This is a genomic window from Pseudobacter ginsenosidimutans (genome assembly GCF_007970185.1).
GTDB lineage: Bacteria > Bacteroidota > Bacteroidia > Chitinophagales > Chitinophagaceae > Pseudobacter > Pseudobacter ginsenosidimutans.
Genome location: NZ_CP042431.1, coordinates 16,452 through 36,349, shown reverse-complemented (window position 1 = coordinate 36,349; position 19,898 = coordinate 16,452). Strand labels below are relative to the sequence as shown.

Genomic DNA, 19,898 nt, shown 5'->3' with positions numbered 1-19,898 from the left:
CTGAAATCGGTCAATCTTTTTTTTGAGGATTTTCTTCTTTCATGATTCACTAATTTGTTTCCACCAATTACCATTTAAACCAAAACAAATCCAATGAAAATCCAAAAACGCACAGGCGTACTGCTGAGCCTCGTTCTTATTACGGTGATCATTACAGTATGCAACAACAAACCGAAAACGGCCACTCCTTCTTCCGGCCTGATCGTTCCAGTTGAATTGCCGGTGATTGTTCCCGGTTTCAATTTTCCCGAAGATTCAAATACTATTTACAGCTGGTTGAACAATCCTGCGATGCCGGATAAATATGATTCAGTCAGCGTGTACAAACATGGCTGGGGTATCTGGGCCGGCCTCACTGCAAAAACTGACCAGGTGTATGGTGGCGATACACTTCTTGCCTATCAGACCTGGTTGGGGGTAACAGAAGTGCAGACACAGATCGTCAATGGCAGCAAGGCATGCGATGCCTCTGCAAAAACCATGCGCGCCGTTCTTTCCAGGCCGCATCAGTTCGGTCATCATCTGTCGCCGATCGAGCGGGCGCAATTGCTGCAGGTGCAGGAAGATTCCGTTACAAAACATGCACAGTTCATGGTAACGGTTTCCTATGATCCCAATGCGGCCTGCTATGCTATCAAAAATCAGATACTCAAACAATCTGTACTGAACACTTATGCTAAGGCTGGTGGTATCGGCGCCATTCCGCCTTTCCCGCAAAAGGCAATCACCATCAAGCCTTCCTATTATATTGCGGAGGCATCAGATGGCCTGGTCCGCATACCTGTATGGCCGGGGCAGCCCTCAAAACTGGAAGCCTTCGGTCCGGATAAATGGAATAATTATGTATACGTGGATATGAGTAACAAACAACAACCGAACAAGCCACTGGTGCCTGTTAAGATAAACACCACATCGCCTGACAGTATCGCCAATGCCACTGTGAACCTGAATGATTTTATCCATTTTTCCATCGATGAACAAATGGCCAGTCATATCAATAAATCAGACAGTACGGAAGGAGTACAGGGAAAGCATCGCGCCAAAGCTGGTGAAGTGGCGATCCTCGTTTGTATGCATGTAGCCACCAAAGAGATCAGCAACTGGACCTGGCAAACCTATTACTGGGCGCCCAATCCGGCCACACCATTTGCCCCAAGCAGTAATGTTGTTGCAAGTCTCCGTCCATCCCAACTGCAGGGCGCCGCCTCACACTATGCCATGCAAACAGCATATGCCATGGTACTCCCCAATCAGCCGATCACCGGAGGAACTAACGTAGGAGTGCAACCGCTGTTGACCTATAACCCGTATCTCGAAGCAGGCTTTCATGGAACTGCTCCGGAACCTCGTGCAGACTTCCAGCTGCCGAGCGTATTATTGCCCGGACCGCAATTTGGAATTCAGACCAACTGTATGAGCTGTCATGCAATGGCCACGCAATCCAACGCGCCGGGCTACACCACCGATATGTATATCAGCATGAACGATACGGCTTTATTCAATAACCAGGTGCAGCTTGATTTCGCCTGGTCTGTTCAGGGGAATATGATCCTTGATGCAGGCGCAACGGCTGCAAAAAAATAGCAGGTGAAGAGAGGATTTGAAATAACGCTTCTCCTTGATTGGGGAAGCGTTTTTATTTACCGGATTTTGGATACAGTTGTCCCCGGATTGGATACTTTTCCTTTTTTACACTTTTCTAGTTTTGCATCATCATTAAACAACATGAGTATGAAAACGGTAAAACTGGGAAGTCAGGGACTGGAAGTGCCCCGCCTGGGACTGGGTTGTATGGGAATGACCAGCCTGGCAGGAATGGAGATTTATGGAAAGGCCGATGAAGCGGAGGCGATTGCCACCATTCATCGCTCTCTCCGGCTGGGAGGCAATTTCCTGGATACGGCGGATCTCTATGGTCCATTGCTGAATGAACAGCTGATTGCAAAAGCCATCAATGGCAATAGAAGTAAGTATATCATCGCTACCAAATTCGGTTTTGAAATTGATGATAACGATCAGCTCAACTGGCAATTCAATGGCAGCAGGAATTATGTAAAGAAAGCGGCTGAACGCTCATTGAAGAACCTGGGAACGGATCATATCGATCTGTATTATCTCCATCGCGTTGATTTCGATGAAGGGATGTTGAGTTTCATTTCTCCCAATCAAATACTGACCAACCTGAGCAAGGAAGATTATTCATTGACCGGTTACAGCTTGTCTTTCCACCCTGATTTCATTCGTAATTATCCATTGGGGAGAAAGATAAAGAACTATGGTTTCTTTTCATATGAAGCCAATGAAGCGCTGCACCTTTCGGAACAGGAAGAACAGATGATCGGGCAAATGATGATAGATATGGAACGGGAATACCAGAACAGCATCGATCATTTCAGTCAGGACATTATGGTGGCGCGGCTGGAACTTCTGCTTTCCTACAGCGATCGTTTTTACAACAGGCAGTTCATTACAAGAAAAGCATCCGGTCATGATCTGCTGCTTCGTATGGAACAGGCGTTGAACAATTACTTCAACCGGGAAATGGCTCTGCGTAAAGGTATGCCAACAGTTGAGTTGCTGGCTGCTGAACTGAACCTTTCGCCAGGTTACCTGAGCGATATGCTCCGGTCTCTGACCGGGCAAACAGCGCAACAGCATATCCACAATGTTCTGATAGAAAAAGCGAAAGAATTACTGGCGGGCACCCAACTCTCCGTGAGTGAGATTGCTTACCAGTTCGGATTTGAGTATCCGCAATCCTTCAACAAGCTCTTCAAGAACAAGACCAGTCAAACGCCGCTACAATACAGGCAGACCTTCAATTAGGCTGGCTGCTGCAGGTGCCTGAGTATTTTCCAGTCGATATAAAAAGTGCCGAAAGGAATGAAGCTGGCCAGCAGAACGATCCAGGTGGTTCTCCAGAATTTCCATTTTTCCTCTACGCCCACGGTAATGGCGCCGAAAACGAATAAAAGGAATAATGCACCGTGAATAGGGCCGATCACCTGTACCCAGGTGGGATCCTGCATCAGGTATTTCACGGGCATGGCAATGAACACGAGAACCAGCAATGATACGCCTTCGAGAAAAGCGTACAGGCGAAGCCGCCCGGCGGAACTGACGAAATACTTTTTCATAATCTACAATCTGATTAACGGCCTTTTTGCCAACGGGGAAAAGGGCCAGGGTATGGCAATGAAAATAATAACCAGCGCGAAGATAAACCACACAAGCATTGTGCGGAACTTTTGATGGTCGTGGCTTTGTCTTTTGGCCATGGCCGAACCTACCGTCAACACAATAACAGCAGCAAACATCAGTGTAATATGGATAAGTGAAAAGAATGTGAAATCCTTCGGCAGAGCCTGTTCCATCCTGTTATTCCAATATGATTTCACCAGCGGGCTTTTGAAATACAGGACCATTCCGATCATCAACTGGATATGACTCAGTGTGGCTGTCCAGTGCCTGACGGCATTATCTGCTTTCGAGAACAGTTTGTTCCGGAAGTATCCGGCATAACTTCTGTAAATAGCATACAACAGGAAAAACAGCAAGGCCCATCTTACCAGCGAATGAGCAGTAAGCAAAAAAGCATACATGTGAAATTCTATTATTGGCAGCAAAGCTAAATCAAAAACATACTAACTGGTATGTTTTTGGTGAAAAAAAATTATTGAAGGCTTTCGAGATAGCGTTTGAGTTCTTTCAGCCAGGGCTTGTAGGCATTCCTGCTGTTGGCCAGCTTACCGAAATTGCGGACGCCCCAATAGCCAGACATGATGAAGAGAACAGCTTGTTTTGCATTCACATCTTTACGGATGAATCCTTTCTTTTTACCATTCTCGATTGTAGCAACCAACAGTTTCTGCCATTTGTCTGTAAGCTCTTCCAGCGCCTGGCTGAAGAGTTGATTCCATGGCGCCATTTCCTGTGTGAAATTGGAAGCAGGGCAGCCGTATTCAACTTTCAGGAATTCATCTTCCATCAGCAGATGATGTAATAAATGATAAATCGCCGTTACCGGGTTTTCATCTTTTTGCAGAGGTTCGATAAAACTTTGAGTGAGCGAAGGTTTGAGTATTTCATTGATGATGGCCAGCCCCATTTCATCCTTGCTTTTGAAATGATAATAGAAAGCGCCTTTGGTAACTTTCGTGGTAGCGATGATATCATCGATACTCGTTGCCTGGTAACCTTTTTCGTAGATCAGGTCAAACGACTTTTTGAGAATGGTGAGTCTTGTTGCTTCGGCTTTCTTCATAATAAGATACCAACTGGTATTTATTGCAAAGGAATGGAATCCCGCCGGTTCAGCAAAAGAAAAAGGGCAACCATTGAAATAGCTGCCCTGTCTCGCTATGATAATGAAGTGGTCTCTTCATTAAAAAAGATCTGTACACCATTTGCCCATAGCAACAATCACCGGCAGGAACACTACCAGGAAGGCAAGCGACAGGGCGAAATATTTATAAACCGGTTTGCTTCCTTTTCTGAATGGGGCCAGGAAGACCCCGGTGAAAGTAAATGCGAAAAATGCGATAACGAAATTCACGCCGATGCTGATTCCGGTGTACAACACGGTAAACAATGCGGGTTGAATGATCACACCGGAGATCAGTCCATACAATGCTCCGGACAGGAAGGCGCAGACCAGCAACAGCAGCGCGTACTTCAATCCTTTTTTGAAATGATGGACGAAATATTTGCCGAAAGGAAGTTGTCTTATGCTTTCCAGCTCACGTTCTTTGACCGTGGGCTTTGGTTCAACATAGGTTGCTTTCCCTTTTTGTTTTTTGTATCTCGGCCACCAGATAATGAATCCGGTGATGAAGAGCAGTAATGGCACCAGGCCTCCGATCAGCGCGAGGATCCTGGTAGGCATGCCGCCGAAAGTTCCGTAATGCAGGGGCGTGAGCCAGCTGAGATAACTGTTACCAATATTCGGAAAATCGGTTTCACTGTTGAGCGTGATCTTGCCGGAATACTGGTCAACCATCATCATTACGCGGTTGCCTTCTTTTGAGGCGCCTGGCGATTTCATATCCAGCCGGTACACACCATCTTTCTCATCGGGTATCGCTGCGCCGATCAATACTGCAGTTGGCATTTGCTGATGCGCAATAGCAGATACTTCCGCCAGCGTAAGCGTTTTGGCGCCTTCCACCACAACTGATTTTTGTCCGAAGATAGACGCCACTGATTGCGGAGATTGTCCGGTGATCATGAACAGGGAGCCGATGAACAAGGTGCTGAACGTAATGGCAATGCCTGTGATAGATAACAGGATCACAATAGGAGCTGTGTAAAAACCGATCACATTATGCCAGTCGTAGTTCTGTCTTTTAAAACTGGCCCTGAAGTTCACTGTCAGTACAGCTTTCCATTGTTTCCATTTTTTGTATTGTTGCGGCACCCACAATCTCAGTCCGCTGATGGTGAGGATGAGCATGCACAAAGTAGCGAAGCCAACAATATACCGGCCTGCAACAGGCACCAGCAATGTGCGGTGGATATTCATCACGATCCGTATGAATGAACTGTTCACCAGCCGCTTGCCGCTAAGCTCTGCAGTATAGGGATTGATGAAGAATTCCTCTTCCGTATGGAAATTGAAAAAACGGTAAGTGGCATTCGGATTCTTCACATCGGCATACATTACATAGTCGAATTCCTTGGTCGGATATTTCTGTTGAACAACAGGAACAACCTCTTCGATGCTGTATCGTTTTTGCCCTTTCATGGATTCGAACAAATCCTTGTTGAGTGCGATATCTATCTCATCCTGGAAAACGAGGATACTGCCGGTAAGTCCCACCACCACAAGGATAGCGCCTGCAATGATGCCCAGGTACAGGTGCCATTTACCGAACCATCTTTTCTGGTGAAGGGCCCAGCCTTTTTTCTTTTTGGTCATATTTTCAGCAGGCATTCAGTGAACGAATTGCTGGTGATCCTGATTAGAAGGTTCATAGGTGTTAGCATTAGAATTTAACGGTAATGGTTCCGATCAGCTGACGCCTCATTTGCGGAATATAACTGCTCCAGCCCATCCAATACTTTTCATCGGTAATATTGTTGGCTTTGAGACTTACGCGATATCTTTTGAAATCATATGAAATATGTGCGCCAAGTACAGTGTAGGAAGGCATGATCAGGGCGCCTTCAGATTTAGTATTGGCTGCATTGGATTCTCCGCCATAGTTCAGGCTTACACCGATACCAAGACCTTTCAGGGCTGTTTTGGTGAAACTGTAATTGGTCCAGAAATTGGCCATGTTTTCCGGGCCGGAAGCTACAGGGCGAAGTCCTTCAACATTTGCATCGGCCTTTCGCAGCTTGCTGTCGTTGTGGCCATAACCTAACAGGATGGTCCAGCCGATAACCGGGTTGGCAACGATCTCCAGTTCCACGCCCTTACTCTTCTGATCGCCATCCTGGATCTCGAAATTGGGGGAAGTGAGGTCAACGCGTTTGATGTCTTTTACCAGGATATCATAGTAGCTGAGACTGCCGGTGAGCTTGTTGTTGAATAGGTTGTATTTCACGCCAAACTCAGTCTGGTAGGCTTGTTCAGGCTTGAATGGTTTGTTGTCCTTATCCCTGCCGAACTCATTGGTGAAGCCGTTCTGATAATTGGCGAAGAATGTGAGCTTTTCTTTGATTGGCATTACAATCAGACCCAATTTGGGAGACCAGGCAGTTTGGACCTGATCATCCAATATATTCTTATAGTGGTCAACACGCAGACCGGCAGAGAGGATCAGGTAATCGGTAAGATTGGTTACGTTGTTAACATAAGCACTGTAAACATTGTATTTATCGGGCGCACCGAACGGCTGTGTTGCCCGGGTAGCAAAGGCTTGCAGTACATTGGACTTCGTGAAATTGGGCATCTTTGGAGATTGACCGTCAACAGACACCACATCGAAGAGATCAGGGTAGTCCACAACACCCAGTAATTTTCCGGAGAACCTGTTATAGGTGATCTCTGATTTGTAATGGGCGAAGTCGAGACCGATCACGGCGCGGTTCCTGATCTTTCCGAAAGTGTAATCCGATACAAAGTTCTGCTGAACGTTGAAAGTATTGGTATTGCCAACGGGATTCCACACCATTCTTCCGATACTGTCGTGGCCGGGCTGTCCATAGCCTGGAGTACCGGTGAAGAAAGATTTGATCAGTTGGTCTGGGTAATTGGGGATCAGGTATTGATAGGTAGTATAACCTCTGTTCCGGCTGTTGCTGTACGTGATGGCCGTTTGTGAGGTCCAGTGATTGGAGATCCTGTACGTGGCATCTGCAAAGAAGGCATTGGATTGCGTGGTGGGGTAGAGGTCGTTGTTGAGGAAAGAGCGGTTGTAATCGGTTTTCAGTTCGTCCACCCTGTTGGTGCCGAAAGCTTCCTTGAAGGTTTTCGGCATCTGGCTCACGAGCTGCTCGTATTTCTGTTGATCGAATCCGGGAACTCTTCCAACATAGGATTGCAGCAAGCCTGCAAGAGGTCCATTCACCATGTTGGGGTTAGCACGAAAATGAAATTGCCTCCATTGCTGTTCCCTTTCGATCCTACTATCTCGGCATCGAAATTAAGCGTGAATTTATCATTTGGTTTGTACAGGAAAGATGGGGCGATGATATAGCTGCTCTGGAAGCCTGCGTCCTGCCAGCTATCCTGATTCTGTCCTGCCACATTGATCCGTGCAGCCATTTTTTTGGGCTGTATAACGAAATTATAATCAGCAGAAGCGCGGTAGAAATTATAACTGCCATAAGAGAAATCGGCTGAGCCCCCTTCTCTGAATATTGGCTTCTTGGTAACGCGGTTGATGAGGCCGCCATAAGAAGTGATGATACTTCCGAACATGGTGGCGGAAGGTCCTTTGATCACTTCGATCCTTTCCAGGTTGGCCATCTCCACATTGGTGTTGACGATATTGGGAAGACCGTTACGTACTTTGGTGGTGGTTTGAAATCCCCTGCTCACAAAGATGGAGCCTCCATTCGGGCGGCTGGTGGCGTCCCAGAGTTTGGCAACGCCGGGTGCGTTCTTCATGGCATCTTCCAGCGTCATGGCATTTTGTTTTCCCAGCATCACACCGGAAATGGAATGCACTATCTGTGGCGTTTCCATGGAAGTGAGGTTCATCTTGTTGGCGGTAGCGCCTGCGCGGTTCATGATCTTGTTGGTTTCAACGATCACTTCTTCCAGCTGGCGTGCAGCCTGTTCGATCGTAAAATCCAGCTCGGTCTTGCTGCCTGCCGCCAGTGTGATGGATTGTTGTTTGCGGATATCGCCGGTATAGGAAAGTTGAATGGTATAAGTGCCGGGCTTGATATTGGAGAGCAGGTATTCTCCGTTCTCGGTAGTGATGGTGCCCCAGCGTGTGTTCAGCAGCGTTACACTGATGGAGCTCACGGGTTGGCCGTCCGTGGAATGTACTTTTCCATGGATAGTGGCGTTCTGGGCAAATGATGCAATTGAAAAAAATAAGGAAAGAACAAAGAGGGTTGATTGTCGGGCGTTCATAAAAAACAGTCGTTTCCGCAAAAGTGATACGGAATTGTATTTCCGGTTTTCGATAATTGGAATTTTTTTATGGAAACCGGAAATAATGTAGCGGAGGAGGGCCAGTCACCCGCCGGGAGGCGAGCAACTGCAGCGCTGCGCTATTCCTGGATCTTTTGTGCCGTCTTTTTCCTGTATTGCGCAGGAGAGATGCTCATGAACCGTGAAAAGATCCGGGAAAAATAATACTGGTCATAGAATGCAAGCTCATAAGCGATCTGTTTGATCGGCTTTTTGGTGAAAGCAAGTTGCTGACAGGCTTCCTGGATCTTGAGCTGGTTGAAATATTCGATAGGAGAAAAACCTGTCCGCTGCCGGAAGATGGTGGAAAAATGGGAAACGGAAAGGTGAGAGTGACTGGCAAATTCATTCAGTGTAAGATTGGAACCGAGCTGGTGCTTCATCAGTTCGATAGTGGAAGCGATGGGGTCATCCGGCGCTTCCTGGGCCACCCTGTTGTATTTTTCTTCGTAGAGTAAGGAAGAGAGAAAATAATGGAACATCATATTGGCGTAACGGAGATTGTCGATACTATATCCGTTTTCCAATGTATAACAGATCTCTTCGAAAAGTTTGATCCGGTTTTCGTTATAGGAGAGATAAGGAAGATAATTCTGTGAATTGTCTGTGATCAGGTTCATCACAAAACTGGCGGTGTCGCCTTTGAAATGGACCCAGTAAATAGTCCATGGATCTTCATCGTTCACACCATACCTGTGTGGTGTTTTGGCTGGGATCACAATGAAGTTGGAAGGGGAGATGTCCATCTTCTTTTTGTCCACCGTTACCCATCCATGCCCCTCCACACAATAGATGATGATATGCTGATCGATACCATGGGGCCTGTCTACATAATGCTGATGGGCTCTGGGATAGTAGCCGATATCTGTAATGTAGATCTGCTTTGTAACCGGGTCTTTGCTCAATATTTCCTTATCCAGCTTGTGGGGGAGAACGATAAGTTTCTGACCTTCGAAACCCTGCTTTTTTCTGATTTTTTTCACTGACATGGCAATAATTACGGGAATTGAAACGACCGTATAAAAATCTATCTTTTTCGGAAAATAACCTATTCCCCGGAAAAAAAAGGAATGCGAATTTTGAATTCGACCCAATAAGCTCCATACAGGGTTAATCATTTAAAGCCAAAAACGATTGCAATGCCGAGACTAACTCTTCTTCTCCTCCTGTTCACCACCACCATGGCAGGTCTGCAAGCTCAGACCCGTATTCTCCGGGGTAAAGTGTCCGACGCGGAAACCCGTTCGCCCTTAGCGAATGTTTCTGTGAGTGCAACAGGAGATGCAAGCCCTAAGGTCACCGCCGCCGACGGCAGTTTTTCCATGAACGTAAAAGGAAAACTGATACTGATCGTAAGCCATGTTGGCTATAAAACGCAGACCATTAATGTGCCTGAGGCTGATACTTCCATTCAGATACAGTTGCATCCCGAAGCTGCCGATCTCACCGATGTGGTAGTGATCGGTTATGGTAAGCAACAGAAAAAAGATATCACCAGCGCCATCTCCAGTATTTCAGGAAAGGAAATGAAAGAGCTGCCTGTTACCAATCTCAATGCAGCCCTGCAAAGCCGCATTCCCGGTATGCAGGTAGTGAGCACTGGTAATCAGCCCGGAGCAGGCACCAATGTGCGCATCCGCGGTATCAATGCCATCACGCAGGGAACCGGGCCCATTTATGTAGTGGATGGGGTGATCGTTTCGTACGACATACGTGAGATCAATCCCAACGACGTTGAATCGATCGATGTATTGAAAGATGCGTCCGCTGCTGCCATCTATGGTTCCCGCGCTTCAGAAGGTGTGGTGATCATCACCACCAAAAAAGCGAATAGTGGAAAAACATCCGTCAACTACGATGCCTATTTTGGTCTTCAGAAAATGGCCAAAGCCTACGATTTCGTAGACAATATCAATGATTACGTGAACCTGCGCCGTGCCGGCCTGAGCGATGAAGATCCTGTAGCCTGGCCGAACAATTCAAACCTCGATACGATCCTTTTCAGCGGTGATGAAAGAGCCAATATGGCTGCAGGAAGATGGACAGACTGGGTGGGCGCCGTAACGCAAACCGCACCGCAGATGAGCCATACACTCAGCATCTCCAATGGATTCGGAAAAAATAAATTCTATCTCAGTGGTAACTACCTCAACCAGGATGGTATCATCAAAGGCTCCAACTTCATTCGTTATTCACTCAAGGCAAATATGGAATCCGAGGTCAGCAGCAAACTGAAGATCGGTATCAATTCCAATTTCTCGCATATCAAGAACGATGTGGTGAGCAACGAGGTTTTCTATAATGCCATTACCATCAGCCCGCTGATGAGTATCTATGATTCTTCGGGCAAACCGTCTGCCAACTTCGATCCTACAGTACCCAACAATGGCCGCCTGCTCTTCAATAACCCGGTCACACTCACACAGAATCCGCAGGAAAATACAGATGACCGTTACCTGGGTAATCTTTTTGGTGAGTACAAGATCATTCCAAATCTCATTTTCAGAAGCAGTTTCGGTTTGGATGTTTACAAGAACCAGCGCTTCGAATATTATCCGAGAACTACCAGTGCAGGCTTCGAGAAGAAAGGTGTGGCCAAGATCCAGAACTTCGGCTGGCGTGATTTTCTCTGGGAGAATACACTTGCTTATGCCTGGTCTCCTTCCAAAGAGCATCAGTTTGATTTCCTGGCCGGCGCTACTTACCAGCGCAGAAGGCAGGAATGGAACTACGAAGAAGCGTCCAACTTTCCAACCGATGATCTTCGTTATAAAAAAATGGACCTTGCCGGTAGCCGTGATCTGATTCAAAGCGATTTTTTCAGTTGGTCTGTGAGCTCTTTATTCGGTCGTGTGATCTATAAATTCAAGAACCGTTACATCATCAATGGGGCATTGCGCCGCGATGGTTCTTCCCGCTTTGGATCAGACAATCGTTATGGCTATTTCCCTTCGGTGAGTGCGGCCTGGAGAATCATCGATGAGCCTTTCATTGGATTGAAAGCACAGTCGTTCCTTAATGATGCCAAGTTCCGTGTTGGCTATGGTATTGTGGGTAACCAGGAAATTCCGATAGATGCAGTTTACACTGCTATGATCCCCGGTGCTTATCCCTACAATGGCAGCGCTGTTTCGCCCGGCTTCCAGCTGAAAACGGATAACATGGGCAACCAGGCATTGAAGTGGGAAGAACAGAGGCAGTTCAATGCCGGTTTCGATCTGGCCGTGTTCAACAATTTCGTACGACTCACATTCGACTATTATACCAAGAATATCCATGACCTGCTGCTGAGAAACCCGCTGGCGCCATCACAGGGCTTCGATAATAAATGGATCAATGTATCGGAGATGAATACACGAGGTATTGATATCGGGCTGAAATTGAACCTGATCAGGACTAACAACTTCGACTGGCAGATGGATATCAACTGGTCCAAATTCAGGACGAAGATCGTGAAGCTGTTACCTGGTGTGGATTCTCTCAGTCCCTGGCTGAAAGTGGGTGAGGCTCCCAACAGTCTGATCGTGGATTATGTATATGATGGCCTTTACCAGAAAGGGGATGATTTCTCTCTCAATCCGGATGCGAGACCAGGCGATATTCGAGTGAAAGATATCGATGGAAGCGGAAAGATCAATCAGTATGATCGCACCATCGTAGGCAGAACTGTGCCGAAAGGATGGGGCGGTATCTGGAGCTACTGGCGCTACAAACAATGGTCGATGACCGTTTTCGCGAATTACACTTATGGACATGATATCAGCAATAAAGCATACCAGGATTACCTCTACTATTCCAGCAAAACCAATGCGAGAACTTTAAAAGAAGGTTTGAATTACTGGAGGGAAGACAATACGCAAACCGATGTGCCTCGTCCAAACCAGTTCGGCAGATCCTTGCGCGCGCTCGAAGCAGGCACTTCCAGCTTTATAGTGCAGAAAGGTGATTTCATCCGCATCAGGAATATCACCCTCGCGTACAATGTGCCCGGCTCACTGTTGAACAAGATCAAGGCCAATTCACTCCGTGTGTATGTGCAGGCCGTGGAGCCCTTCCTGTTCACCAGCTACAAAGGAATCGATCCGGAGATCAGTGTAGGACAATACGATACTTATCCACGCTATCGCACATTCCTGTTTGGCCTCCAACTTAGTTTCTAATTTCAAAACCTGAATTGCCATGTTTACCATAAAGAACAATATTCGATTACAACTCTCTGCCATCGCCATTGTTGCGTTGCTGGCAGTAGCGGGTTGCGGTAAAAAACTGGAAATCATTCCTGAAACATTTGTTGCTCCGGAAGAGCTCTATGCTTCCGAACAGGGGGCTGTGTCAGGCATTACCGGCATCTACAGAAGGATGATGGATTATTGCGCGGGCGACTACTATTTTGTTGGAATTGTTGGTACCGATGAAGGTAAGACAAGCTCTTTTGTTCCTACCTGGGGTGGTTACTGGCAGCATTATGATGGCCTGAACAGCTACAATAATCTGCTGGGCGCTCAGAACAACCTCATACAGGGTGCCTGGAATTCATTGTACAAAGGCATCAATAATACCAACCAGGCCATCAGGTATTTGCCAGGAACGGCCACTTCGCAGGCTATGAGAGACAAGATGATGGCTGAAGCAAAATTCTTCCGAGCTGTTTTCTATTTTAAACTGGTACAATTCTTTGGAGGCGTGCCAATGCCTACGGAAGTGGAAGATCCGCTTGCAGATGCGAACGGAGGTAAACCGAGAAGCAGCGAGGACGAAGTGTATACACTCATCATTGATGACCTGAAATTCGCCATGGATAAGCTCCAACCTAAAGGCACAGCCGAAGTTGGACATATCAACAAGGAAGCGGCGCAGGCAATGCTCGGTAAAGTTTATCTGACCAGGAAAGACTATCCTAATGCAAAACTGATGCTGGCGCCGATGATGACACTTACCAATGTAGGACTGATGCCTGAATATGCCGATCTCTTCAAGGAAACAAACGAGAACAATATCGAATCCCTCTATGAGGTACAATACTCCAAAGACATCGGATTCACTAACGGTCAGGCTAATACGTTGGGAAGCTGGCATAACCAGAATAAATTCCCGGGTGGTGGCGGACATGTTGTGATTCCCACAGACTATTATTCCAATAGTTTTCAAATGACCGATAAAAGAAGGGATGCCAGCATCCGCTATATTTTCTATGATCAGAGCGGTAATGTGGTGGACTATTCCTGGTGGGCCGATGTGGGTAAACCACATGTAAAGAAGTATGATATCACCAAAGACGAAAACCTCACAGGAAGTGTGTCTTCCCGCAACCTGTACTTTCTCCGCTATGCTGATGCTGTTCTGATGTATGCAGAAGTACTGAACGAATCAAATGAATCCGGAGAGGCGCTCACCTATCTGAATAAGATCCGCAATAGGGCAGGGCTGGGTAAATGGGAGGATGTGCTCGGTCATACACCCACGCAACAGGAACTGCGTGATGAGATCCTGATGGAACGGATGCGCGAGCTTGGCTTTGAAGGCTGGCGTTGGTTTGATCTGAAAAGGACCGGCAAACTGATCAGTCAGACCAGGACCTTTAACCCCGATGCCACAAATTATATCACGGAAAAGAATCAGTTATTACCCATTTCTTCAAAAGAATTCGAACTGAACCGCGCTCTGAAACCTACTGATCAGAATCCCGGATATTAAGAATCATCGAAAGCGAAATGGAAAAATACAAAGATGAAATAATGAAAAGAGGATCTGTGGTATTTCTTTGGTTATTGATTGGCTGCCTGCCCCTGAATGCTCTCGCGCAACAACAGCAGCTGGCGGGCGACAGCCTGGTGCTGAGCAATCCTCAGCTCCGGGTAGTGGTGAACCTGAATACAGGCACAGTGAGTTACCGGTTCAGCAGTGGAACGATCCTGGAAAATACCATCGCCTATGTTGATGATCTGAAGCAGGGAATGCTGTTGAGCTCATCTTTCACCAAACACAGTGTTACTACAGATAAAATAAAAGATCCCTTGGGGAAAGGTGTTTGCCTGAACCTCGTGCACGAATCAGACAATCAATCCGTGAGCCTGGTGCAATACATCACTGTTTATGAGAACAGTCTATTTGTATTGGCCACAGCAGAAGCCCGTTCTGCCAACGGTTCCACAGTGGAAACGAGGAATATCTCACCGGTTACCATCCTGCCCCAACAAAAGGGAAGGCTGAGGATCCCGGGCAACCAGGCCATTTTCACCGACTACCCCTTCGATAATGATAACTGGGTGGATGTGATTGCCAGGAAATGGCCGGAAAATGAAAGATCGGTCACTGGTACCAGTTATGAACTGGCTTCAGCCTATGATGAAACATCAAAAAGTGGATTTGTAATTGGAAGCATTTTGCATGATTTCTGGAAAACAGGAATAATATACGGCACAGGCATTGCACCCAATACCATCGATTCTTTGATAGTGTACGGAGGCGCTGCCACGAGAGATATCCCCGGCCTGCCGGATTCCTACGGGGGAAAGGATGGCACTCATGATGTAATGCCGCATGGCACACAACAGGGAGCATCTGTATACGCACCACTGGTGTATCTTTCTGCTTCTCCCGATGTACGCAATGATCTGCTGGCTTTCGGCAATACCCTCAAAAAAGTGAATGGCTATTCTGAATGGAAAAAGCCGGCGCCTTTTTACTGGAACAGTTTCGGGGTAGAAGGCGTACTGGGCTATGAAAAAGTGATGATGCCTGGTGATATGGCAAAGATCGTTGACTATATCCATTCACTTCCCAATTTCAACAGCAGTACCCAACCTGTATTAAGCATCGATTCATATGATCAGAATATCTATTCCACCGAAGTGCTGAAATCCATCGGACGCTATGGAAAGAAGAAAGGACAACTGATGGGTTTTTACTTTATTCCATTTTCTCTCTGGACCTGGAAAACGCATATCAATGAATCGAAACTGACCGGTACTGAACATATGCTGCGGGACGTAGTGCTGCTGGATGATAAGGGGAATTACGTACCCTACAAGGATGGCGACTGGGGCGCATTTCCCATCGATCCAACACATCCTTACACGCGTGATTTCATTATCGGGCAATTGCAGAAAGCCAAAGCCATCGATGCGAAATTCATCAAGATTGATTTCCTCTCCGCCGGTGCGTTGGAATCAGCACGCCGATATGATCCACAGGTGAGATCAGGTATCCAGGCCTACAATTATGGAATGAAAATGCTGCGTCAACTGGTGGACTCTATCATGGGGCCGGATATTTTCATCACGCAGGCTATCTCTCCGCTGTTCCCTAACCAATATGCGCATACGAGATTCTTGTCAACCGATGTGCATTCCCATCTCCGCAACGACCTGCCCGGGTTTCCGCATTATGGAAGTACAGCGGCCAGCATGATCAGCGCTACCAATTTCTGGTGGACGCAGGGTACTCTCTGGCCCTACACCAATATGGATGTGGTAGTGATGAAACGATTCCAGAAACACAAAGAACTCAATGAGCAGGATGTAAAAGTTCGCCTGTTGAGCATGATCGTAATGGGAAGCATTATGGGGGATGGCTCTGATTTCAGGGATAAACTGGCCGCCGGCCGCGGACGCCTTTTCCTTAACAATAAAGATGTTTGTGATCTCTTCAGTAAGCCACGCGCCTTTACGCCGCTTCGTTTTCCTGTTGGTAACAGACAGGACCAGCAACTGAGTTATTACCTGCCCGGTGATACCCTGATGCTGGCGGCTTTCAATTTCGATCTCAGTAAAACATTTACTGAAACTTTCCGTCAGTCAGATCTTGGCTGGGGAAACAGCACATATAAACTGGTGGATATACTTACCGGCAAAGAAACAGGAATGATCCGGAATGGACAGGCCGGGGTGACTATTACCGTTCCGCCGGGAGATGCAGTACTGTTCAGGCTGGTGTCGGCTGAATAAGAACTTTCTAAAAAATCAGATATGAGTGTAAAAGCATGGGTTGAAAAAGTGGTGATACCCACTTATAACACAGGTGGGCCGGAAAAGAATCCGATGTTCCTCGAAAAGCGTGTGTACCAGGGTAGCAGCGGCGTAGTGTATCCGCATCCTGTGATCGAGAAGATCGAAGATGAAAAAACAGACAAAGAATATACTGCTCTGTACCTGGAGAATGAATATTTGTTGATCATGGTGCTTCCTGAATTGGGCGGACGCATCCAGCGTGCTTATGATAAGGTGCGGAAGCGCGATTTCGTGTATTACAACCAGGTGATCAAACCCGCGCTGGTAGGGCTTGCCGGGCCATGGATCTCAGGAGGGATCGAGTTCAACTGGCCACAGCATCACAGGCCAAGCACTTTCAGTCCGGTTGATCATACTATCGAAGAACATGCGGACGGCAGTAAAACTGTTTGGGTGAACGAAACTGAGCTGATGTTCCGGACCAAGGGCATGGCTGGTTTTACTTTGTATCCCGGAAAAGCATATCTGGAAATAAAGGGGAGATTGTTCAATCGCTCCGCTTTTGCGCAAACCTTTCTCTGGTGGGCCAATCCTGCTGTGAAAGTGAATGAACATTATCAGTCCATTTTTCCACCTGACGTCTATGCCGTTTTCGATCATGGAAAAAGGGACGTGTCTGATTTCCCCATTGCTACCGGTACCTACTACAAAGTGAATTATGCACCGGGAACGGATATCTCCCGTTACGATACCATCCCCGTTCCTACTTCGTATATGGCTATCCGTTCGGGTTACGATTTCATGGGATGCTACGAGCACGATACACAGGCAGGTATGCTGCACGTGGCGGACCATCACCTGAGCCCGGGCAAGAAACAATGGACCTGGGGAAATGGGGATTTCGGTTATGCATGGGACAGGAACCTGACTGATGAGGATGGACCTTATATTGAGCTGATGACCGGCGTGTTTACAGACAATCAACCGGACTTCAGCTGGATACAACCCAATGAAGTAAAAAGCTTCGAACAATATTTCATGCCCTATGCTTTGATCGGCGCCGTGAAGAATGCCACCAAAGAAGCAATGGTGAACATGGAAGTGGAAAACAATACAGTTCATTTGAAAGTATACACTACTGCCGTTTACAAAAATGCCAGTGTTGTGTTGTATCATAAAGGCGCAGAGGTCAAAAGAAGTTATGCGGACCTGTCGCCTGAGGAAGTGTTCATTGGAAATTACCAGGATGCTCAACCATTGGCATTGACCGATCTGCAGATCATTGTATCGGATGCCAACGGCCATGAACTGGTGAGCTGGAATCCGGAACCTGCGCAGGAAAAGCCGGTACCCGCTGCTGCCACAGCCGCAAAACTACCGGCAGAAATTGAACAGGTGGAAGAACTTTTTCTCAATGGCCTGCACCTGGAACAATACCGTCACGCCACTTTCAATCCCGTCGATTACTACCAGGAAGCGCTGCGCCGCAGTCCTGGTGATGTCCGTTGCAATAATGCCATGGGGCTGCTGCTGATGCGTCGCGGGCAGTTTGCGGAATCAGAAAAATATTTGCGTAAGGCCATCGATACACTCACTACCCGCAATCCCAACCCTTACGACGGTGAGCCATATTATAATCTCGGATGGGCATTACTGTTACAGAACAGGTTGCCTGAAGCATATGAGTGTTTTTACAAAGCCACCTGGAATGACGCCTGGCAGCATAGCGGTTTCCTTTCATTGGCAAGGATCGCTGCCAGACAGGAGCGACTGGATCTGGCTTTGCAGCATGTGGAAAAATCACTGATCAGGAACTATCATAGTTTGTCTGCCCGTCATCTTAATATTGCCTTGCTGCGCAAACTGGGCAAATCATCGGCTGCAATAGAACTGGCAACGCAATCCATCGCTATCGATCCTTTTAATACCGGTGCGTTTTTCGAATTGTATCTGCTGTACAGGGAAATGGGAAAAGTGGAAGAAACATCTGCTGCACGCCAGCAATTTGACAAGCTGATGCGTAAGGACCGGAACAATTATCTGGAGCTTTCTCTGGAATACGCGCATGCAGGATGGTACGCAGAAGCAATGAAAGTTTTGTCTGCTTATATTTCTTCCAGCGAAGTGGCAGAACCTATGCCGCTTTACTACCTGGGTTGGTATGCACACAATGCAGGCCAGGCCGAGGATGCGGGTTCCTATTTCCTGAAAGCCGGTCAGCAAAAAGCGGATGGTTGTTTCCCGAACAAAGTGGAGGAGGTATTGATCCTCCGTACTGCGCTTCGGTACAATCCGAACGATGCCGTAGCATCTTATGCGCTGGGTAATTTCTGGTACGATAAAAGGCAATATGCTGAGGCTGTCCGTTGCTGGGAGCAATCTCAACAGGCGAATGGAAAATTCCCTACCGTGTACCGGAATCTCTCGCTGGCCTATTACAATAAAGTAAAAAACAAGACAAAGGCGCTGGAGTTCATGGAGCTTGCCTTTGAACTGGATACTACCGATGCAAGGGTGTTCATGGAACTGGACCAGTTGTACAAGATTCTCGGAAAGCCTTTTGCAGAGAGGCTTGCGTTACTGAATAAGTATATGGGACTGGTGCAGCAGCGCGATGATCTTTTTCTTGAGCTGGTTTCTTTACACAACAATTCCGGCGAGTTTGAAAAAGCAAAGCAGTTGCTGGCTTCCAGGAAGTTTCATCCCTGGGAAGGCGGTGAAGGAAAAGTGGTGAGTCAGTTCTTACTCTGTTATCTCCAACTGGCCAAGGAAGCCTTGTTGAATAATGATCATGAGCATGCCATTGCTTTACTGGAATCGCTGAACAAATATCCTGAGAACCTGGGCGAAGGAAAACTGTATGGAACTCAGGAGAACGATATTCATTATTTGCTGGGATGTGCATACGAGCATTTACAACAACAGGAAAAAGCAACGGTTTGTTTTATGAAAGCCACAGAAGGGATCAGTGAGCCCGTGCAGGCCATCTATTACAACGATCCGCAACCCGATAAGATCGTTTACCAGGCATTGGCCTGGAGAAAACTTGGGGAACCAGAGAAGGCAGATGCGATCTTCCGGCGCTTCATTGAGTTTGGTGAGTTGCACAAAGATGATGAGATCCGAATCGATTATTTCGCCGTGTCTTTACCAGATATGCTGGTATTTGATATCGACCTTGATCTGCGCAACAGGATCCACTGCCTGTACCTCGTGGCATTGGGCCACCTGGGCCTCGGAAATGAAAGCAAGGCCAGGAAACTGTTGAATGAAGTGCTGGAACTTGACCTGAACCACCAGGGCGCCAGAACACATTTGAAGATGATCCCTTTTTTCATGACTGGAGTAACGATTTGAGT

At 47.1% G+C, this 19,898-nt stretch carries 13 protein-coding genes; 6 read left to right on the top strand and 7 right to left on the bottom strand.

What is annotated here, in order from left to right:
* The first annotated feature begins 93 nt into the window (after positions 1 to 93).
* A complete protein-coding gene (locus FSB84_RS00185) occupies positions 94 to 1,584 on the top strand; it encodes a hypothetical protein (protein ID WP_130543569.1) in 1,491 nt (496 codons plus the stop codon).
* A 147-nt stretch (positions 1,585 to 1,731) separates the two neighbouring features.
* Positions 1,732 to 2,826 carry an aldo/keto reductase gene (locus FSB84_RS00180; RefSeq protein WP_158643723.1) on the top strand — a complete coding sequence of 365 codons (1,095 nt, stop codon included), beginning with the start codon at positions 1,732 to 1,734 and terminating at the stop codon, positions 2,824 to 2,826.
* Here FSB84_RS00180 and FSB84_RS00175 read toward each other — a convergent pair.
* From FSB84_RS00175 to FSB84_RS00150, 7 genes are all read right to left on the bottom strand, one after another.
* Entirely contained in the window at positions 2,823 to 3,137 is a 315-nt protein-coding gene (locus tag FSB84_RS00175; RefSeq protein WP_130543571.1) for a DUF3817 domain-containing protein, read from the bottom strand. The genes FSB84_RS00180 and FSB84_RS00175 overlap by 4 nt on opposite strands.
* A 3-nt stretch (positions 3,138 to 3,140) precedes the next feature.
* Complete coding sequence (locus tag FSB84_RS00170; protein WP_130543572.1) at positions 3,141 to 3,602, bottom strand: hypothetical protein; 462 nt, start codon at positions 3,600 to 3,602, stop codon at positions 3,141 to 3,143.
* A 71-nt stretch (positions 3,603 to 3,673) separates the two neighbouring features.
* Complete coding sequence (locus FSB84_RS00165; protein ID WP_130543573.1) at positions 3,674 to 4,264, bottom strand: TetR/AcrR family transcriptional regulator; 591 nt, start codon at positions 4,262 to 4,264, stop codon at positions 3,674 to 3,676.
* 120 nt (positions 4,265 to 4,384) lie between these two features.
* Complete coding sequence (locus FSB84_RS00160; protein WP_225979945.1) at positions 4,385 to 5,932, bottom strand: PepSY-associated TM helix domain-containing protein; 1,548 nt, start codon at positions 5,930 to 5,932, stop codon at positions 4,385 to 4,387.
* A 52-nt stretch (positions 5,933 to 5,984) separates the two neighbouring features.
* Complete coding sequence (locus FSB84_RS30875) at positions 5,985 to 7,517, bottom strand: TonB-dependent siderophore receptor (RefSeq protein ID WP_225979944.1); 1,533 nt, start codon at positions 7,515 to 7,517, stop codon at positions 5,985 to 5,987.
* Positions 7,511 to 8,530 carry a carboxypeptidase-like regulatory domain-containing protein gene (locus FSB84_RS30870; protein WP_225979943.1) on the bottom strand — a complete coding sequence of 340 codons (1,020 nt, stop codon included), beginning with the start codon at positions 8,528 to 8,530 and terminating at the stop codon, positions 7,511 to 7,513. The genes FSB84_RS30875 and FSB84_RS30870 overlap by 7 nt, the downstream gene beginning before the upstream one ends.
* A 140-nt stretch (positions 8,531 to 8,670) precedes the next feature.
* On the bottom strand, positions 8,671 to 9,579 hold the full coding sequence (locus FSB84_RS00150) for an AraC family transcriptional regulator (RefSeq protein ID WP_130543575.1): 909 nt from the start codon (positions 9,577 to 9,579) through the stop codon (positions 8,671 to 8,673).
* 150 nt (positions 9,580 to 9,729) lie between these two features.
* On the opposite strand from FSB84_RS00150, the gene FSB84_RS00145 reads away from it, so the two are divergent.
* From FSB84_RS00145 to FSB84_RS00130, 4 genes are read left to right on the top strand one after another with little or no spacing between them, the layout of a single operon-like run.
* The gene (locus FSB84_RS00145) at positions 9,730 to 12,750 is read left to right on the top strand and encodes a SusC/RagA family TonB-linked outer membrane protein (RefSeq protein WP_130543576.1); all 3,021 of its coding nucleotides are present in this window, start codon (positions 9,730 to 9,732) and stop codon (positions 12,748 to 12,750) included.
* Positions 12,751 to 12,769: 19 nt separating this feature from the next.
* Positions 12,770 to 14,284 carry a RagB/SusD family nutrient uptake outer membrane protein gene (locus FSB84_RS00140; protein ID WP_130543577.1) on the top strand — a complete coding sequence of 505 codons (1,515 nt, stop codon included), beginning with the start codon at positions 12,770 to 12,772 and terminating at the stop codon, positions 14,282 to 14,284.
* A gap of 41 nt (positions 14,285 to 14,325) precedes the next feature.
* The gene (locus FSB84_RS00135; RefSeq protein WP_130543578.1) at positions 14,326 to 16,536 is read left to right on the top strand and encodes an alpha-galactosidase; all 2,211 of its coding nucleotides are present in this window, start codon (positions 14,326 to 14,328) and stop codon (positions 16,534 to 16,536) included.
* Between the two features lie 21 nt (positions 16,537 to 16,557).
* Positions 16,558 to 19,896, top strand: a complete 3,339-nt coding sequence (locus tag FSB84_RS00130) for a DUF5107 domain-containing protein (RefSeq protein ID WP_130543579.1) — start codon at positions 16,558 to 16,560, stop codon at positions 19,894 to 19,896.
* Positions 19,897 to 19,898: the final 2 nt, after the last annotated feature.